Source organism: Stenotrophomonas sp. 93052_Sma, assembly GCF_056481145.1.
Window position 1 is genome coordinate 4,844,526 of record NZ_CM151134.1, and the last position, 16,754, is coordinate 4,861,279.

Here is a 16,754-nt window from a genome sequence, read left to right on the forward strand (position 1 = left end):
GGCCGGGGACGTGCTCCCGGGGGCGCCGCCCGGTAGAAAACCGGACACAGCGAGCCGCGCATTATGCACGGGTTCAAGCACTTGCGCAAGTTACCCACAGGCCGGGACTGAACCGGGAGGGCCGGGAGCCCACCAACCGGCATACTGGCCCGGTTCACTGCGGAGCTTTCCATGCGGCTGCTGGCCCTGACCTACGGAACCGAAGGCGATACGCGTCCGCTGGCCATGCTCTGCCATGGGCTGATTGGCGCAGGCCACGAGGTGACACTGCTGGCCGATGGCGGCACGCTGGGCAGCGCGCAGGCGCTGAATGTGCCCCATGCGTCCCTGGAAGGTGATATCCATGACGAAGTGGTCGCGCTGGTCTCGCGTGGCAACGGTGTTGCCGCCGCCAGTAGCGGACTGGCACGGATGGCGCTGCAGCATGTCACTGGCTGGATGCGGCAGGCGGACGCGGCGGCCGAGGGTTGCGACGCGATCCTGACGGGTGGGCTGGCGGCCTTTGTCGGCATGAGCGTGGGCGAACGCCGCGGAATGCCGGTCATCGGCACCGGCATGATCCCGCTGACCCCGACGCGGGCCTTCCGCTCTCCGTTCCTGCCACCGGGACGCTCGCCGGGCTGGTTGAACCGCGCCAGCTATGGGCTGGTCAACGGCCTGATCTGGCGCCAGTTCCGTCGGCCGATCAACGCAGCCCGCAAGCAGCTGGGGCAATCGCCGCGCCGCTCGCTGTGGCCCGGCCTGCCGATGCTCTATGGCATCTCGCCGCAGCTGCTGCCGCCACCGGCGGATTGGCCGGCCGACCACATCGTCTGTGGCCAATGGCGCCTTCCTGATGCGCCCTGGATACCCCCGGCCGATCTGCAGGCCTTCCTCGATGCCGGCCCGGCGCCGGTGTATCTGGGCTTCGGCAGCATGACCGGCTTTGATCGCGAGCGCGTGTTGCCGGCCCTGCTGCAGGCGCTGGCGCCACGCCGGGTGCTGCTGTTTCCTGGCTGGGTGGGACTGCCTGCGATGCGCTTGCCCGATTCGGTCTTCGTACTGGGGCCGACTCCACACGAAGCGCTGTTCCCGCGTTGCGCATTCGCCATCCATCACGGTGGCAGCGGCACCACGCATTCGGCCTGCCGCGCCGGCATTCCCTCGCTGGTGATGCCGTTCGCCGCAGATCAGTTCTTCTGGGCCGATCGCCTGTATCGGTTGCGGGTGGCACCGGCGCCGCTGTCAGCGAAGCGACTGGATGCAGCGACGCTGGCAGCGGCCATCACCTTTGTTGAAACCCACGCAACGCGTACACGCGCTGCTGCCCTGGGCGCGGCGATGCGCCATGAGGACGGGGTGGCATGTGGCGTAGCAATGATCGAACGCTGGTTGCGGCCGGTGTGACAGCGGCCAGGCCTCAGCGCAGGTGCGGAATCACCTGCGCCAGCAGGTGCGCATCCTTCAACGCGCCATGCAGGCCGCGCTGGCTGGGAATGCGCAGGCGCTGCAGCACATCATCCAGCTTGTTGCCCTGACCCGGCCAGCGTCCCCGCGCAAGCTTCAGGCTGCAGGTGATGCGGCAGTGCTGGGCCAGCGTGCCGGGGATGCCGGACAGGCGCAGCTCGTTGTCCAGGAAGCCCACATCGAAGGTGGCGTTGTGCGCGACCATCTCGCTGCCGCGCAGGAACTCCAGCAGTTCGGCCGCCTTGCTGGAGAACAGCGGCTTGCCCACCAGCATCGCATCGCTGATGCCGTGCACGCGCTGTGCGCCCCAATCCACCTTGCGCTGCGGCTGCAGGTAGGTGTGGAACTGGCGGCCGGTGAGCTGGCCATCGATCAGTTCGACGGCACCGATTTCGATCACCCGGTGCCCCAGGCGGTGGGAGATGCCGGTGGTTTCCGTATCCAGTGCAACGATGCGGCTCATCAAAGTGTGCGTTCTCCAGTCCGTGCACGCCGATTCTCGCACGCGGCCGATGCACTCACCCCAACGCTTCCACCACCCAATCGATGAACACCCGCAGCCGCTGGCTCATGTGCCGGTTCGGCGGGAACATCACGTGCATCGGCATCGGCGGCAGCTGCCAGTCCTGCAACACCGGCAGCAGCTCGCCGCGCGCCACGTGCGGCTCGGCCATGTAGCTGGGCAGCGCCACCACGCCTAACCCCGCCAACGCAGCGGCCAGATAGGCGTTTCCATCATCGAAGCCGACCGTATAGCGGCCCTGCACCTCAACGCGTTCATCGCCGCGCTGTGCAACGAACACGCGTGCGCGGCCACTGCGCGGGCTGAGGAAGCCGACCATGTGGTGATCGGGGCCTTCCAGCGCGCGGATCGGTCGGCAGGCCGAAACGCTGCACATAGCCCGGACTGGCGTGGAAACCGATCGGCAGCGCGCCGAGCGGTCGCGCCACCAGTGCCGGGTCGGCCGGGGTGCCACCACGGATCACGCAGTCGACGTTGTCGGCGATGACATCGACTTCGCGGTCACTCACGCCGATGTCCAGCTGGATCTCCGGGTAGCGCGCCTGGAAATCCGGCAACGCCGGCACCAGCCGCAACCGCGCGTACGGCCCGGGCACATCCACGCGCAGCCGCCCGCGTGGCTGGGTGGCCGCGTCGCCCAGCCCGCCCTCCACTTCTTCCAGCTCGGCCAGCAGGCGGGCGATGCGCGGGTAGTAGGCCGCGCCGTCGGCGGTGACGCTGACCCGGCGCGTGGTGCGGTTGAGCAGGCGCAGCCGCAGGTGCGCCTCCAGCTGCTGCACCAGCTGGGTGACCGTGGTTCGGCTGATCTGCAGGGTCTGCGCGGCGCGGGTGAAGCTGCCGGTTTCCACCACGCGGGCAAACGCCCGCATCGCCTCGAAACGGTCCATTGTGGGCCGTGATTGTTTGGAATTGGCAATCAATCTAGGCCGATCATCGCGGTTTATCCAGACAGCGCTGGCGCGGAGGATGGCGTTCTCTCCCACGGGATCTTCCCCATGTCACAGCGTGATGTCGTTTTCCCCGCCGGCCGCCAGGCCCTGTACGAGCGCAACCGCTACTCGCCGGCGATCCGATCCAATGGCTTCCTGTTCGTCTCCGGCCAGGTCGGCAGCCGCGAGGACGGCTCGCCCGAGCCGGATTTCGAAACCCAAGTGCGCCGCGCGTTCGAGAATCTCAATGCGGTGTTGGCTGCTGCCGGCTGCACGTTCGATGACGTGATCGACGTGACCGTGTTCCTGGTCGATCCGGAAACCAACTTCGAGAAGGCCTGGGCGATCGTGCCCGAGTACTGGGGCGAGGCGCCGCACCCGACCCTGACCGGCATCGGCGTGACCTGGCTGTATGGGTTCCAGTTCGAGATGAAGGTGATCGCGAAGCTGCCGTGATACGGGTAGTGCCGGCCGCTGGCCGGCAATGTGTCGGAGGTCGAAAAGCGTGTCGACCAAGGTCGACACCTACCAGGGCAGTCGGCATAACCTGGCTGTATGGGTTCCAGTTCGAGATCAAGGTGATCGCGAAGCTGCCTGCAGACCGGTAGTGCCGGCCGCTGGCCGGCAGCAAAGTGTCGGGGGTCGAAAAGCGTGTCGACCAAGGTCGACACCCACCAGGGCAGGAGGTCGGCACCTGCCAGAGCTGGCGTGCCCGGCGCACCTGAACGGGAGGTTCCGACGAATTCCCGAGGTGGCCATTGATATTGTATCCGGCGAAAACCGCTTGCTAGCCTCCCCTCCATGCGCCGGATCACCCGCCAACTGCGTACGTACCTGATGATGCTGCTGATGGCGGCATTCGTGGTCGTGCCGGTGGCCGACGCACTGGTGTGTGCGGTGGAACCGCATGCCAGCAGCGCCCATGTCGAATCCCTCGCGGACGATGCAGGCGGTGACAGCGACAGCAAGCACACGGGTGCCTGCACGCATAACCACTGCCACCACTCCACGCTGAGCCTGCCGGCGAACGATTTCGCCGCCTTCGGTGCGCCGCTGCCGGCGCGCTGGATGAATGCCGGCGACGCGGCGACCTATGCGGTCGCCCAGGATGAATTGACGCGTCCCCCCCGGGCGTGAGTTGAGCGCGTCCCGCGATTGCGGGCTCCCGTTTCACTCACAACCGGAATCCCCCTATGTCGATCCTGACACCTCGGTCGCCGCGCGCGGCCGGGCTGGTCGTCGCCGTGTTGCTGGGCCTGGCCCCGGCGGCACCGGTGATGGCGCAAGCCGCCCCTTCCTACGACACCCTGCTTGAACGCCTGGACCAGCTGCCCGGCACCCGCGTGGGTGCGGCGCTGGCCGAGGCCGCCGACGCGCGCCGACCAGGCCCGTGCATTGCCCAACCCTTCCCTCTCCTACTCAGCTGAAAATGCCTGGGGCACCGGCTCCTACGGCGGCATGGGCAAGGCCGATACCGTGCTCACCCTGTCCCAGCCGCTGGAGGTCTGGGGCCAGCGTGGCGCGCGTCCGTGCGGCCCGGGCCGAAGCACAGGCCGCCAACCTGCGTGGTGCCCAAAGCCGCAGCGACGTGGCCAGCCAGCTGGCGGTGGTCTACGCACAGGCGGAAAGTGCACTGCGCCGCTACACCCTGGCCGAAGAAGCACTGACCCTCACCCGCGCTGACGCCAACGCCGTCAACGCGTTGGTCAAGCAGGGCCGCGAACCGCAGCTGCGTGCGGTGCAGGCGCAGAGCGAGGTGGCCAACGCCAGCGCAGCGCTGGATGAAGCGCAGGCGTTCCGCGACGCCGCGCTGGCCCGCCTGGCCGGTGCTGCACTGCTGGATGCACCGGTGCAGTCGATCAACGACAGCCTGCTCGACCGTGCGCCGCCGCTGCCGCGCGGTGCCACCGACGTGGCGCTGGCGGTGCGCATTGCCGAAGCCGAAGCCGATGCGGCGGGCAAGCTGGTCGAGGTGGAGCGCAAGCGTGCCCTGCCCGACCTCAGTGTCACCGCCGCGCAGACCCGCTTCCGCGAAGGCGGCGAGCGTGCCTACAACCTCGGGGTCAGCCTCAGCATCCCGCTGTTCGACCGCAACCGCGGTGGCATCCGCGCCGCCAATGCCGACCAGCGCGCGGCCGAAGCGCGCCTGGACCAGCAGCGCCGCGACAGCGAGGCCGAGCGCCTCTCTGCGGTGGCCGGGTTGAAGGCCGCCAGCAGCCGTACCCGCGCCGCCGATGAAAGCGTGGTCGCCGCCGAAGAGGCGTATCGCCTGGCCCGCATTGGCTTCGACGCCGGACGCATCTCGCAGCTGGAACTGCGCAGCACGCGCAGCGCCCTCATCGCCGCCCGCGGCACCGCCGTGGATGCGCGCCTGTCGCGCGTCGCCGCGGAAATCGATCTTGCCCGCCTGGAAGGGCGCGCACCTTTTGTGGAGGCCAAATGACTCTCTCCCGTACTTTCCCGCTGATCGGCGGCGTGCTGCTGACCATGCTGCTGGCCGGCTGCGCCGGCAACGCGCAGACGCCTGCCAATGAAAACCCCGCTGCGGCCAAGGCCGGCACCGACGATGGCCACGGCCATGCCGCCGGCAGCAAGGAGGCCAAGGCGGAAACCGCCAAAGCCCCCGCCGACGCCGATGAAGGCGTGGTGCAGCTGACCCAGGAACAGATCAAGGCCTCCGGTATTGAAGTGGTCGCGATCGGTCGCGGTGGCGGTGGTTCCACGCGCCTGTCCGGCCGGGTCGAACCGTCGGTCGGCGCACGCGCGTCGGTGGCCTCCACGGTGACCGGCCGCGTCGAGCGCGTGCTGGTCGCGCCGGGCACGGCGGTGAAGCAGAACCAGGCACTGGCCATCGTGGTCAGTGGCGAGGCCGCGGTGTTCCGCGCCAATGCGCTGGCCGCCTCGGCCGAAGCAGAAGCCGCGCGCCTGGCCTATGGCCGCGACAAGGCGCTGGTCGACCAGGGCGTGGTCGCCCGCCAGGAAATGGAAACCTCGCGCGCACGTTCGCTGGCGGCACAGGCCCAGGCCGCCGCCGCGCAGGCTCAAGCCGCCGCCAACGGTTCGCCGGACAGCAGCGGTCGCGTGCGCATCACCAGCCCGGTAGCCGGCATCGTCGGCAACGTGCAGGTCACCCCGGGTGGAGTGGTCGCCGCCGGCAGCGCGGTGGCCGACGTCGCCGACCCGACGATGAACGAGCTGGTGTTCACCGCACCGCCCGCGCTGGCCGCGCAGGTCACGCCCGGCATGAAGCTGGAAGTCAGCGTGCCGGGTGGCAGCTTCACCGCCACCGTCACCGGTTCGGCCGCCGATGTGCGCCAGCAGGGCGGCGTCGCGGTCATCCGTGCCACGCCGGTGGATGCGTCGCTGCCGCCGGCCGGTTCGCCGGTATCGGCCGTAGTGGTCACCGAAGGCCAGGACGACTCGCTCAGCGTCCCGGCCGATGCAGTGCAGAACGTCGATGGCAGCAGCGCGGTGTTCGTCGCCGTCGAAGGCGGCTTCAAGGCGCAGCCGGTGCTGGCTGGGCGCCGTGCCGGTGACCGCATCGAGATCCTCGGTGGCCTGACCGGCAGCGAGCGCATCGTTGGCAGCAACGCCTTCCTGCTCAAGGCCGAACTGGCCAAGGGCGAAGCCGAGCACGGCCACTGAGGAAGCGACCATGTTCAAGCTGATCATTGAAACAGCGGTGCGCCACCGCTGGCTGGTGGTGTTCATGGCGGCGCTGATTGCTGCGGTGGGCCTGTTCCAGCTGGGCAAGCTGCCGATCGACGCGGTGCCGGACATCACCAACCGCCAGGTGCAGATCAACACGGTGGCACCGGCGCTGACGCCGGAGCAGATCGAGCGGCAGGTGACCTATCCGCTGGAAACCGCGCTGGCCGGCATTCCCGGCCTGACCACCACGCGTTCGCTGTCGCGCAATGGCTTCTCGCAGGTCACCGCGATCTTCACTGATGCGACCGACATCTACTTCGCCCGCCAGCAGGTGGCCGAACGCATGCGCGAGGCATCGGAAGACCTGCCCGATGGCGCGTCGCCGATGCTGTCGCCGGTCACCACCGGCCTCGGCGAGGTACTGATGTGGACGGTGGACTTCACGGCGTTCGATCCGGCCAGGCTGGCCAAGCCCGGTGAAGCGGGTTGGCAGGCCGGCGAGGTCTACCGCACGCCGGAAGGCAATCTGCTGCGTACGCCGGAAGAACGTGCCACCTACCTGCGCACCGTGCAGGACTGGATCATCGCGCCGCAGATGCGTTCCAGCCCGGGGCTGGCCGGCGTCGATACGGTCGGCGGCTACGTCAAGGAATACGGCGTGCATCCGGACAGCGCCCGACTGGCCGCGCACGGCCTCGGCCTGGCCGATCTGGTCACTGCCCTGCAGCGTTCCAACGTACAGGCCGGTGCCGGTTTCGTGCAGCGTGCCGGCGAGGGCCTGGTGGTACGTGCTGACGGCCTGGCGCTGACCACCGACGATCTGGCACAGGCCCCGGTGGCCACCCGCAATGGCGTGGTGGTGCGCGTGGCCGATGTGGCCGAGGTCGAGCTGAGCCGCGCGCCACGCCTGGGTGCGGCCAGCCGCAACGGCCATGAAGCCGTGCTGGGCACCGCGCTGATGATCGCCGGCGGCAACAGCCGCACCGTGGCCCAGGCCGCGGCCGCGCGCCTGGAACAGGTGAACAAGTCGCTGCCGGCCGACATCGTGGCGGCACCGGTGCTGGACCGCAGCGTGCTGGTCAATTCCACCATCAAGACCGTGGCCAAGAACCTCACCGAGGGTGCGCTGCTGGTGGTGGTGGTGCTGTTCCTGCTGCTGGGCAACCTGCGTGCGGCAACGATCACCGCGCTGGTGATTCCGCTGTCGTTCCTGTTCGCGGTGATCGGCATGAACCGCTTCGGCATCAGCGGCAACCTGATGAGCCTGGGTGCGCTGGACTTCGGCATCCTGGTGGACGGTGCGGTGATCGTGGTCGAGTCGACGCTGCTGATGCTGGGCCAGCGCCGCGCCGAACTGGGCCGTGCGTTGACCGCGATGGAACGCCTGCGCGTGGCCGCCGATTCGGCGATGAAGATGGCGCGCCCTGCGGCCTTCGGGCAGCTGATCATCCTGCTGGTGTTCGCGCCGATCCTTACCCTGGAAGGCGTGGAGGGCAAGACGTTCCACCCGATGGCGGCCACGTTCATGCTGGCCCTGATCGGTGCCTTCATCTTCTCCTTCACCTTCGTGCCGGCGATGGCCGCACTGCTGGTGCGCGAGCCGAAGGTGAAGGACGGCGATGCACATGCTGACGATGGCGAGCACGAAACCAAGCTGATCCGCATGCTGCGTGCGCGCATCGAACCAGTGGCGCGCAAAGCCGTGGCGCATCCGCGCACGGTGCTGGCCGGTGCGGTGATGATGGTGGTGGTGGGTATCGGTTCGTTCTCGCTGCTGGGCCGCGAGTTCATGCCGACGCTGGACGAAGGCAACGTGGCGATGCAGGCCCTGCGCGTGCCGTCGACCTCACTGGAGCAGTCGCTGGCGATGCAGCTGGCGTTGGAAAAGGCGATTGCCAAACAGCCGGAAGTGGAAACCGTGTTCTCGCGCACCGGTACCGCCGAGGCGGCGATCGACCCGATGCCGACCAACATCTCCGACAGCGTGATCGTGCTCAAGCCACGCAAGGACTGGCCGGATCCGAAACTGGGCAAGGATGCACTGGTAGCACGCTTCGAAAAGCTGGCCGGGCAGCAGCTGGGCAACAGTTTCGAATTCAGCCAGCCGATCGAGCTGCGCTTCAACGAGCTGATTTCCGGCGTGCGTACCGACCTGGCGGTGATGATCTTCGGCGATGACTTCAGCCAGCTGCAGAAGGTGGCCGACCAGGTGGCGTTGAAGCTGCGTGCGGTGAACGGTGCGGCCGACGTGCGGGTGGAACAGATCTCCGGCCTGCCCACGCTCAATGTGGCCATCGACCACGTGGCGGCGGCGCAGTACGGCCTGACTGCCGCGGACGTGAGTGATGCGCTGTCCACCGGCATTGGTGGCACGGCGGCCGGCAAGATCTTCGAAGGCGACCGCCGTTTCAACGTGGTGGTGCGCCTGGACGATGCCTCGCGCAACGATCCGGACCAGTTGGCGTCGTTGCCGATTGCAACGCCATCGGGGCTGGTGATTCCGCTGTCGTCGGTCGCGCGCATCACGGTCAGCGAAGGGCCGAACCAGATCAGCCGCAACAACGGCAGCCGCCGAGTGGTGGTGCAGGCCAACGTGCGTGGGCGTGATCTGGGTGGCTTCGTCGGTGAAGCACAAGCGGCGGTGGCCGACGTGGCACTGCCGCCGGGCGCCTACCTGACCTGGGGTGGCCAGTTCGAGAACCTGCAGCGCGCCGAGAAGCGGCTGGCAACGGTGGTACCGGTGGTGTTCCTGCTGATCGGCAGCCTGCTGTTCATGGCCCTGCGCAGCGGCAAGGAAGCCATTCTGGTGTTCAGCTGCGTGCCGTTGGCGCTGGTCGGCGGCATTCTCGCGCTGCTGCTGCGTGGCATGCCGTTTTCGGTGTCGGCGGCGGTTGGTTTCATCGCCGTGTCCGGCGTGGCCACCTTGAACGGCCTGGTGCTGATGCAGGCGATCCGCGAGCGCCTCGATGCCGGTGACCTGCCGCTGCAGGCGGCGATCAACGGTGCATCGAGCCGTATCCGTGCGGTGCTGACCACGGCGCTGGTGGCGATCGTCGGCTTCATTCCGATGGCGATCGCCAGCGGTTCCGGTGCGGAAGTGCAGAAGCCGCTGGCGACGGTGGTGATCGGTGGCCTGATCACCGCCACCGTGCTGACCCTGCTGGTGCTGCCGACCTTTGCAGCACGCGTGGCCAAGCCGCGGGCAGTGGGCTGAAAGACCACGGGGTCGGATCCCGCGATCCGACCCCGTTTTCCAATCAGGGGTAGTGCCGGCCGCTGGCCGGCAATGTCGAACGTTTGCGGTGCATGCGGGTTGCCGGCCAGCGGCCGGCACTACCCTTGCACGGTCAGGCCTTCTTGCGCTCGGCGATGTAGGCCTGGATCTGCTGCTCCAGTACCGGCAGCGGCACCGAGCCCTGCTTGAGCAGGGTGTCGTGGAAGCCCTTGATGTCGAACTTGTCGCCCAGTTCCTTCTCGGCCTGCGCGCGCAGGCGCACGATGGCGATCTCGCCCAGCTTGTAGCTCAGTGCCTGGCCCGGCCAGGAGATGTAGCGGTCCACTTCGGTGGTCACTTCATGCTCGCTCAGCGCGGTGTGGTCACGCAGGTAGGCCAGCGCCTGCTCGCGGGTCCAGCCCTTGCTGTGCACGCCGGTGTCGATCACCAGGCGCGCGGCGCGCCACATCTCATAGGTCAGGCGGCCGAAATCCTCGTACGGGGTTTCGTAGATGCCCATTTCCACGCCCAGCTTCTCGCAGTACAGCGCCCAGCCTTCGCCATAGGCGGAGATGTAGGCATTGCGGCGGAACTCGGGCAGGTTCTTCTGTTCGGCGGCAATGGCGCCCTGCAGCGCGTGGCCCGGATCGGACTCATGCAGCGTCAGTGCCGGCAGGTTGTACAGCGGGCGCGACGGCAGGTTGTAGGTGTTGAGCCAGTAGGTGCCCATGCCACCGCGGCCGGCGGTCCAGAACGGTGCAATGTCCGGCGGCACCGGCACGATGGTGAAGCGCGCGCGCGGCAACGTCATGTACTTGCCGAGCTGACCGTCGGCCCGCTTGGAGATCCATGCGGCGCGCGACAGCAGCTCTTCCGGCGTCTTCGCATAGAACTGCGGATCGGTGCGCAGGAAGGTCAGGAACTCGGCGAAGCTGCCCTTGAACTTCACCTGCTTGATGATGTCGTTCATTTCCTTCTGGATGCGTGCAACTTCATCCAGACCGATGCGATGGATCTCGTCCGGCGACAGGTCCAGCGTGGTGTATTCGTGGATCTGCTGCTTGTAGTACGCCTTGCCGCCCGGCATCGCTTCGGCGGCCAGCGTGGTGCGCGCCTGCGGCACGTACTCGTTGACGAAGAAGGTGCGCAGCTGCTGGAACGCCGGCACCACCTTGCCGCTGATCGCTTCACGCGCCTGCGCCTGCAGCCTGGCCTGCTCGGCGGCCGGGATGGTGGTGGGCAGCTTCTTGAACGGCGCGTACAACGGCGATCCGGTCGGGTCCTTCAGCTCGGCGACGGTGGCGATGGACACTTCGCGGCCATCGAGCACGGCACGCGGCACGCTGAAGCCACGCTTCAGGCCGGCACGCATGTTCTCGGTCTGCTGGCCGAAGTAACGCGGCACATCGTTCAGCCGTGCGATGTAGTTCTGGTAGTCCTGCACGGTCTTCATCTCGCGCCGGGCCATGAAGGACAGGTTGGACCAGAACGAGGAGTCGGCGTTGAACGGCATCTCGTAGCCACGCAGGCGCACTTCTTCGGCCAGGTTGAACACCTGATCGCGGTAGATCGCGTAGTTGACCTGGTTGTCGGGCGACAGGGTCTTCGGGTCGATCTTCTTCAGTGCAGCCAGGGTTTCATCCCACACCTTCAGGCGCGCCTGCTGCGCGGCCGGGCCGACGTCGGGCATGCGGGTGGCATTGGCCGGAGCGTCCTCGTCCTCGCTGGCCTCGCCGCCGCCCTCCTGGCGCCACTTCCATTCCTTCTCGTACAGCGCGCGGAAGGCGGCATCGGCGGGCGATTCGGTGGCCACGCTGGCCGGCGCGGCGGCGGCGGGCGGTGCGGCCAGGGCTACGGCGGGGGTGGACAGGGCGATCAGCAGGGCAACGGCAAGACGGGTTTTCACGAGCACAGGTTCCCGGGAAGGCAGACCCCGATGATGGCACCGCCCACGGCCCGTGGCATGGGACGAAGGTCCTGCCTGCGCAGCAGACCGGGGCCCCGGTAGCGGCCAACCTTGGTTGGCCCCCCAAACCCAGCGCCGACCAAGGTCGGCATCTACCGTAGCGTGGCAGACCGGGGCTCCGGTAGCGGCCAACCTTGGTTGGCCCCCAAACCAGCGCCGACCAAGGTCGGCAGCTACCGGATGAGGCCCCGAAGACCTAGTGGCTGGCCTTGTCCCGCTTCCAGCCCCGGTGCTTGATGTCCAGCTGCAGGCTGTACAGCGCGGTGAACGCCGGGAACAGGTTCTGCAGCACGCCCACCGAGTCCTGCTTGGCCGAGAACAGAAAGTAGCTCAGCGTCATCAGGCTGCCGACCACGCTCATGTACCAGAACAGGCGCGGGATCACCGGCTTGCCCGCACGCTTGGACGCGATAAACTGGACCAGCCAGCGGCCGCCGAACATCAGCGCGCCGGTGTAGCCGATCAGCTTCCAGCCGGTCACATGCAGGCCGGTCCAGTACAACCAGGTCAGCGGCTGGTCGAGCCAGTGCAGCTCCAGATCCATCAACGCTCCTCCACCGCGGTGCGCTTGCTGCGGGTGATCAGCCAGGCCACGCCACGCAGGTCACGGATGCCGACCAGGGCGCGGCCGAGGTTGTTGTACTTGGAGACACCGGCGGTACGGTGGCGGTGGTTGACCGGCACGCTGGTGGTCTTCCAGCCGGCGCGCTGCATCAGCGCCGGCAGGTAGCGGTGCATGTGGTCGAAGTAGGGCAGGTCGAGGAACGCGCTGCGCTCGAACAGCTTGATGCCGCAGCCGGTATCGGGCGTATCGTCGCGCAGCATGCGTGCACGGATGGCATTGGCCCACTTGCTGGCCCAGCGCTTGCTGCCGCTGTCCTGGCGGTTGACGCGCCAGCCGGCGAACAGCTTCACCTGCGCCTCGGCGGCATCGCGCGCGGCCAGCAGCTTGGGAATGTCGGCCGGATCGTTCTGGCCATCGCCATCCAGGGTCGCGATCCACGGCGCACGTGCGTGCTTGACGCCGGTGCGCACGGCGGTGCTCTGCCCGCTCTGGTCCACGTGGTGCAGCACCCGCAGTTCCGGCGTGGTCGCCTTCAGCCCCTGCAGCACCGCCAGGGTGTCATCGCGCGAGTGGTCGTCGATGTAGACGATCTCGAACGGAAGCCGCCCACGCAGTGCGGCGGTGATTTCGGCAACCAGCGGGGCGACATTGTCGCGTTCGTTGAACACCGGGACGACAACGGAAAGCTCGGGTTGGCTCATAAGGCACTCGGCCAAAGGGGGACAAAGACCGCGCATTCTCCGAAGCCGAGGTTATCCGAAGATGAATCCGGCTGTGTGAGGATCCGTCCTCAGGCGCGGTCGCCAAAATACTCGCGGCACCACTGCACGACGGGGGGCAACCCTTCTTCGATCGGGGTCACCGCGTCGAAGCCGAATGCGTCATGGGCGCGCCGGGTATCGGCCATCGTGCGCACCATGTCGCCCGGCTGCATCGGCTTGTAGACCTTCTGCGCGGGGCGACCGGCGGCCTGCTCGATCACGCTGATGAAGCGCTCCAGCTCGACCGGCGTATGGTTGCCGAGGTTGAACACCCGGTGCGGTACCGGACCATCGGCCGGATGCGCGAGCGCGCCGAGAATACCGGACACGATGTCGGAGACATGTGTGAAGTCGCGCTGCATGCGGCCTTCGTTGAACACGTCGATCGGCCGCCCGGCCAGTACCGCGCGCGAGAAGAGCAACGGTGCCATGTCCGGCCGGCCCCACGGGCCATACACGGTGAAGAAGCGCAGGCCGGTGGCATGCAGGCCGTACAGCTGCGCGTAGGTGTAGGCCATCAGCTCGTTGGCCGCCTTGGTGGCCGCATACAGCGAGCGCGGCTGGTCCACGCGCTGGTCCTCGGAGAACGGCGGCGTGGCCGAATCACCGTAGACCGAGCTGCTCGACGCATACACCAGATGCTGCACGCCACGGTGGCGGCACAGCTCGAGCATGTTGACGAAGCCGACCAGGTTGCTGTCGACGTAGGCCTGCGGATTTTCCAGCGAATAGCGCACGCCGGCCTGTGCGGCCAGGTGGATCACCGCAGTCGGCTTCACTTCATCGAACAGCGCCGCCAGGCCTTCGCGATCAGTCAGGTCGAGCGTGCGCAGGTCCAGCGCCGGGCACAGCGCGGCCACGCGGTCGCGCTTGATCTGCGGGTCGTAGTAGTCGTTGAAGTTGTCCAGGCCGACCACCGGCTGGCCCGCCTCCAGCAGCGCGCGGGCGGTGTAGGCACCGATGAAGCCGGCAGCGCCGGTGAGCAGGATGGTCATGGCAGGGGCCCGGAAGCAGAAATTCAGGCCCCTGATGTTACCGGTCTCAGAACAAACCGAAACGCTTCTTCGCCACGTTGACGCGGCCAGGCTCGATCACATCGTTGATCTGCTTCGCATCGAAGCGGTCGAGCAGGGCGTCGGCGCCCTTCTTCAGCTTCAGGTCCATCTCTTCCGGGTACAGCGGAACCAGGCTCATGAAGCTGATGGTTCTGCCGTCCTCCAGCGCCAGCGTGGCGAAGTCCTCCGGGGCGGTCACCGGCGACAGCACGATGGCACCGTCGAAACCCACGCCCGGCGCGTAGGGCTCGCTGGGATGGCCGTTGGGAATGGTGTGGCCGAAGCCCAGCCACGTGTCGTACTCGTGCGGCAGCCGCGCCATGCCCTTCAGCAGGCGCACCGGCCAGTAATTGCGCTCGTCCTCGAAGGCGTCCTGGGACATCGGCCAGTCGGCCGGCAGGGTCACCATCAGCTCCATGTAGCGCGGCACGTCCGCATCCACCTCGGCGGGCACGGTCATCGGCAGGTCGCTCATGCCGGAGGTGACCAGGCGCAGGTACGGGAACTGGTCATTGGCCGGCACCACGTGCACGTCGATGTGCACCAGGTCGGAGATGATCTCGTGGAAGACACCGGACACCGGACCCAGATGGCGCTCGAGGTGGGCGCTGATTGCCTCGATGTGCTGTTCTTCGCCGATGGCGAGCGCGAAGTCCTTTTCGCGGCGATGTACCAGTATCTGGGTGCCGTCCGGGCTGACGTCCTCGTATTCGTTGCTCATGTCCTGCTCCCTGGATGAGGCCACGGACCGGAGAGCAGTGCATCCCCCGGCGCGCGGCGGTGCGTTCCCTGTCATCTACAGGACGCGGCAGGAACAGGCCGCCCCCCTGGCGCTGCGTCGGGCTCAGCCCTGGCGCGTGCGCAGTTTTTCCAGCACGCCGTCCAAGGTATCCAGGTCGGCGTAGTGAATGATCAGCTTGCCCTTGCCGCCCCGGCCGTGGCTGATCGCCACCTTGGCACCCAGCGCTTCGGACAGTTCGGTTTCCAGCGAGGCGATGTCGGCCTGCTGCACCTTCGGCGCGGCCACCGGGCGATTGCTGGGCACCTTGCCGGCGGCGAAGGCCTGCGCACGGCGCTCGACCTCGCGCACCGACCAGCCTTCATCGGCCGCTTCCTGCGCCAGCTTGCCGGCCAGCTCGGGGGCCAGGGTCAGCAGCGCGCGGGCATGGCCCATTTCCAGGCGGCGGGTTTCCAGCAGCAGCCGGATTGCCACCGGCAGCTCCAGCAGGCGCAGCAGGTTGGACACCGCCGCACGCGAGCGGCCGACGGCCTCGGCAGCCTCGGCATGGGTCAGGGTGAATTCGCTGATCAGGCGCTGCAGCGCTTCGGCTTCTTCCAGCGGGTTGAGGTCTTCGCGCTGGATGTTCTCGATCAGCGCCATCGCGATGACGGTGCGGTCTTCCAGCTCGCGCACCACCACCGGCACTTCGTCCAGGCCGGCCAGCTGCGATGCGCGCCAGCGGCGTTCACCGGCGACGATCTCGTAGTTGCCTGCCGGCAGCTGGCGCACCAGGATCGGCTGGATCACGCCCTGCGACTTGATCGAGTCGGCCAGCTCGGAGAGCTTGCCCTCGTCCATCTCGCGGCGCGGCTGGTACTTGCCCGGCTGCAGCTGGCCGACCGGCAACTTGCGCAGCACTTCACCCGGCAGCGGTTCGATCACCGCGGTGGTGGCCTGCACCTGGCTGACCGCGCCTTTCGGGCCCAGCAGCGCGTCCAGGCCACGGCCGAGGCCTCGCTTCTTGGCTGCCGGCTTGCTGCTGGTCATCAGACGGTCTCCACGGCCTTGGCGGCCTTGTTGCGTTCGTTGTTGCGGCGGATGATCTCGCCGGCCAGGCCCAGGTAGGCCACGCCACCGCGCGAGGCGCGGTCGTAGCCGACGATGCTCTGGCCATGGCTGGGCGCCTCGGCCAGGCGCACGTTGCGCGGCACGATGGTGCGGAACACGCGGTCGCCGAAGTGCTCGGTGAGCTCGGCCGACACTGCGTTGGCCAGGTTGTTGCGCACGTCGAACATGGTGCGCAGCACGCCTTCGATCTCCAGCGCCGGGTTCAGGCTGGTGCGCAGCGCTTCGATGGTTTCCACCAGCGCGCTCAGGCCTTCCAATGCGTAGTACTCGCACTGCATCGGCACGATCACCGAATCGGCGGCGGCCAGCGCGTTGAGCGTCAGCAGCGACAACGCCGGCGGGCAATCGATCAGGATGTAGTCGTACTCGTCGCGGATCGGCGCCAATGCGCGCTTCAGGCGCTGCTCGCGCTCGCTCTGGCCCATCAGCTGGATCTCGGCGGCGGTCAGGTCGATGTTGCCGGGCAGCAGGTCGTAGCCCTCGGCAGTCTGCACGCGCACATCGGCGGCGCTGTTCTCGCCCAGCAGCAGGTCACAGGTGGAGGCGGCCAGCTCGCGCTTGTCCACGCCACTGCCCATGGTCGCGTTGCCCTGCGAATCCAGGTCGACCAACAGCACGCGCTTGGGTGCGTTGGCCAGGGAAGCGGCCAGGTTGACGGCGGTCGTGGTCTTGCCGACGCCACCCTTCTGGTTGGCGATGGCGATGATGCGGGCCATGCGGGTGTGCCTCGTCGACGTGTGCTGGGACCGGTCATTATGCGTACAACCGGCCCCTTGCGGAAATCGTGAATCGCCA

At 67.7% G+C, this 16,754-nt stretch carries 13 protein-coding genes and 2 pseudogenes; 6 read left to right on the forward strand and 9 right to left on the reverse strand.

Annotation, left to right across the window (positions count from 1 at the left end; translation table 11 throughout):
• The first annotated feature begins 171 nt into the window (after positions 1 to 171).
• Positions 172 to 1,386, forward strand: coding sequence for a glycosyltransferase (locus ACZK2V_RS22625; protein ID WP_486322845.1), 1,215 nt, complete (start codon positions 172 to 174; stop codon positions 1,384 to 1,386).
• Between the two features lie 13 nt (positions 1,387 to 1,399).
• Here ACZK2V_RS22625 and dnaQ read toward each other — a convergent pair whose 3' ends face one another.
• Complete coding sequence (gene dnaQ, locus ACZK2V_RS22630) at positions 1,400 to 1,909, reverse strand: DNA polymerase III subunit epsilon (RefSeq protein ID WP_005411640.1); 510 nt, start codon at positions 1,907 to 1,909, stop codon at positions 1,400 to 1,402.
• A gap of 55 nt (positions 1,910 to 1,964) precedes the next feature.
• Positions 1,965 to 2,856 (reverse strand): annotated as a pseudogene (locus tag ACZK2V_RS22635) (LysR substrate-binding domain-containing protein).
• A 108-nt stretch (positions 2,857 to 2,964) separates the two neighbouring features.
• Here ACZK2V_RS22635 and ACZK2V_RS22640 point away from each other — a divergent pair.
• The 5 genes and pseudogenes from ACZK2V_RS22640 (at position 2,965) to ACZK2V_RS22660 (ending at position 9,763) form a co-directional block, all read left to right on the forward strand.
• Positions 2,965 to 3,354, forward strand: coding sequence for a RidA family protein (locus ACZK2V_RS22640; RefSeq protein WP_486322846.1), 390 nt, complete (start codon positions 2,965 to 2,967; stop codon positions 3,352 to 3,354).
• Positions 3,355 to 3,699: 345 nt separating this feature from the next.
• The gene (locus ACZK2V_RS22645; RefSeq protein WP_486322847.1) at positions 3,700 to 4,035 is read left to right on the forward strand and encodes a hypothetical protein; all 336 of its coding nucleotides are present in this window, start codon (positions 3,700 to 3,702) and stop codon (positions 4,033 to 4,035) included.
• A gap of 56 nt (positions 4,036 to 4,091) precedes the next feature.
• Positions 4,092 to 5,341, forward strand: a pseudogene (locus ACZK2V_RS22650) (TolC family protein).
• Positions 5,338 to 6,543 (forward strand): efflux RND transporter periplasmic adaptor subunit, encoded by a 1,206-nt coding sequence (locus ACZK2V_RS22655; protein ID WP_486322848.1) that lies wholly within the window; start codon positions 5,338 to 5,340, stop codon positions 6,541 to 6,543. Before ACZK2V_RS22650 ends, ACZK2V_RS22655 begins: the two are co-directional and overlap by 4 nt.
• 10 nt (positions 6,544 to 6,553) lie before the next feature.
• The gene (locus ACZK2V_RS22660; RefSeq protein ID WP_486322849.1) at positions 6,554 to 9,763 is read left to right on the forward strand and encodes an efflux RND transporter permease subunit; all 3,210 of its coding nucleotides are present in this window, start codon (positions 6,554 to 6,556) and stop codon (positions 9,761 to 9,763) included.
• Between the two features lie 133 nt (positions 9,764 to 9,896).
• Here ACZK2V_RS22660 and ACZK2V_RS22665 read toward each other — a convergent pair whose 3' ends face one another.
• The 7 genes from ACZK2V_RS22665 to ACZK2V_RS22695 all read right to left on the reverse strand — a co-directional run bounded on the left by ACZK2V_RS22665 (position 9,897) and on the right by ACZK2V_RS22695 (position 16,675).
• The gene (locus ACZK2V_RS22665) at positions 9,897 to 11,669 is read right to left on the reverse strand and encodes a DUF885 domain-containing protein (protein ID WP_486322850.1); all 1,773 of its coding nucleotides are present in this window, start codon (positions 11,667 to 11,669) and stop codon (positions 9,897 to 9,899) included.
• 256 nt (positions 11,670 to 11,925) lie between these two features.
• On the reverse strand, positions 11,926 to 12,273 hold the full coding sequence (locus tag ACZK2V_RS22670) for a lipid-A-disaccharide synthase N-terminal domain-containing protein (protein ID WP_005414908.1): 348 nt from the start codon (positions 12,271 to 12,273) through the stop codon (positions 11,926 to 11,928).
• On the reverse strand, positions 12,273 to 12,995 hold the full coding sequence (locus ACZK2V_RS22675) for a glycosyltransferase family 2 protein (RefSeq protein WP_010482377.1): 723 nt from the start codon (positions 12,993 to 12,995) through the stop codon (positions 12,273 to 12,275). The genes ACZK2V_RS22670 and ACZK2V_RS22675 overlap by 1 nt, the downstream gene beginning before the upstream one ends.
• A gap of 89 nt (positions 12,996 to 13,084) precedes the next feature.
• The gene (locus tag ACZK2V_RS22680) at positions 13,085 to 14,050 is read right to left on the reverse strand and encodes an NAD-dependent epimerase/dehydratase family protein (protein WP_486322851.1); all 966 of its coding nucleotides are present in this window, start codon (positions 14,048 to 14,050) and stop codon (positions 13,085 to 13,087) included.
• A 46-nt stretch (positions 14,051 to 14,096) separates the two neighbouring features.
• Positions 14,097 to 14,831, reverse strand: a complete 735-nt coding sequence (locus ACZK2V_RS22685) for a suppressor of fused domain protein (RefSeq protein ID WP_486322852.1) — start codon at positions 14,829 to 14,831, stop codon at positions 14,097 to 14,099.
• 123 nt (positions 14,832 to 14,954) lie between these two features.
• A complete protein-coding gene (locus ACZK2V_RS22690; RefSeq protein ID WP_486322853.1) occupies positions 14,955 to 15,878 on the reverse strand; it encodes a ParB/RepB/Spo0J family partition protein in 924 nt (307 codons plus the stop codon).
• Positions 15,878 to 16,675 (reverse strand): ParA family protein, encoded by a 798-nt coding sequence (locus tag ACZK2V_RS22695; protein WP_005411653.1) that lies wholly within the window; start codon positions 16,673 to 16,675, stop codon positions 15,878 to 15,880. Before ACZK2V_RS22695 ends, ACZK2V_RS22690 begins: the two co-directional genes overlap by 1 nt.
• Positions 16,676 to 16,754: the final 79 nt, after the last annotated feature.

What these genes read in the sequence shown, in the direction of transcription:
- ACZK2V_RS22645 (WP_486322847.1), top strand. Translation starts at nt 3,700, where the DNA reads ATGCGCCGGATCACCCGCCAACTGCGTACGTACCTGATGATGCTGCTG.
- ACZK2V_RS22670 (WP_005414908.1), bottom strand. Translation starts at nt 12,273, where the DNA reads ATGGATCTGGAGCTGCACTGGCTCGACCAGCCGCTGACCTGGTTGTAC.
- ACZK2V_RS22690 (WP_486322853.1), bottom strand. Translation starts at nt 15,878, where the DNA reads ATGACCAGCAGCAAGCCGGCAGCCAAGAAGCGAGGCCTCGGCCGTGGC.
- ACZK2V_RS22625 (WP_486322845.1), top strand. Translation starts at nt 172, where the DNA reads ATGCGGCTGCTGGCCCTGACCTACGGAACCGAAGGCGATACGCGTCCG.
- ACZK2V_RS22640 (WP_486322846.1), top strand. Translation starts at nt 2,965, where the DNA reads ATGTCACAGCGTGATGTCGTTTTCCCCGCCGGCCGCCAGGCCCTGTAC.
- ACZK2V_RS22695 (WP_005411653.1), bottom strand. Translation starts at nt 16,675, where the DNA reads ATGGCCCGCATCATCGCCATCGCCAACCAGAAGGGTGGCGTCGGCAAG.
- dnaQ (WP_005411640.1), bottom strand. Translation starts at nt 1,909, where the DNA reads ATGAGCCGCATCGTTGCACTGGATACGGAAACCACCGGCATCTCCCAC.
- ACZK2V_RS22655 (WP_486322848.1), top strand. Translation starts at nt 5,338, where the DNA reads ATGACTCTCTCCCGTACTTTCCCGCTGATCGGCGGCGTGCTGCTGACC.
- ACZK2V_RS22660 (WP_486322849.1), top strand. Translation starts at nt 6,554, where the DNA reads ATGTTCAAGCTGATCATTGAAACAGCGGTGCGCCACCGCTGGCTGGTG.
- ACZK2V_RS22675 (WP_010482377.1), bottom strand. Translation starts at nt 12,995, where the DNA reads ATGAGCCAACCCGAGCTTTCCGTTGTCGTCCCGGTGTTCAACGAACGC.
- ACZK2V_RS22685 (WP_486322852.1), bottom strand. Translation starts at nt 14,831, where the DNA reads ATGAGCAACGAATACGAGGACGTCAGCCCGGACGGCACCCAGATACTG.
- ACZK2V_RS22680 (WP_486322851.1), bottom strand. Translation starts at nt 14,050, where the DNA reads ATGACCATCCTGCTCACCGGCGCTGCCGGCTTCATCGGTGCCTACACC.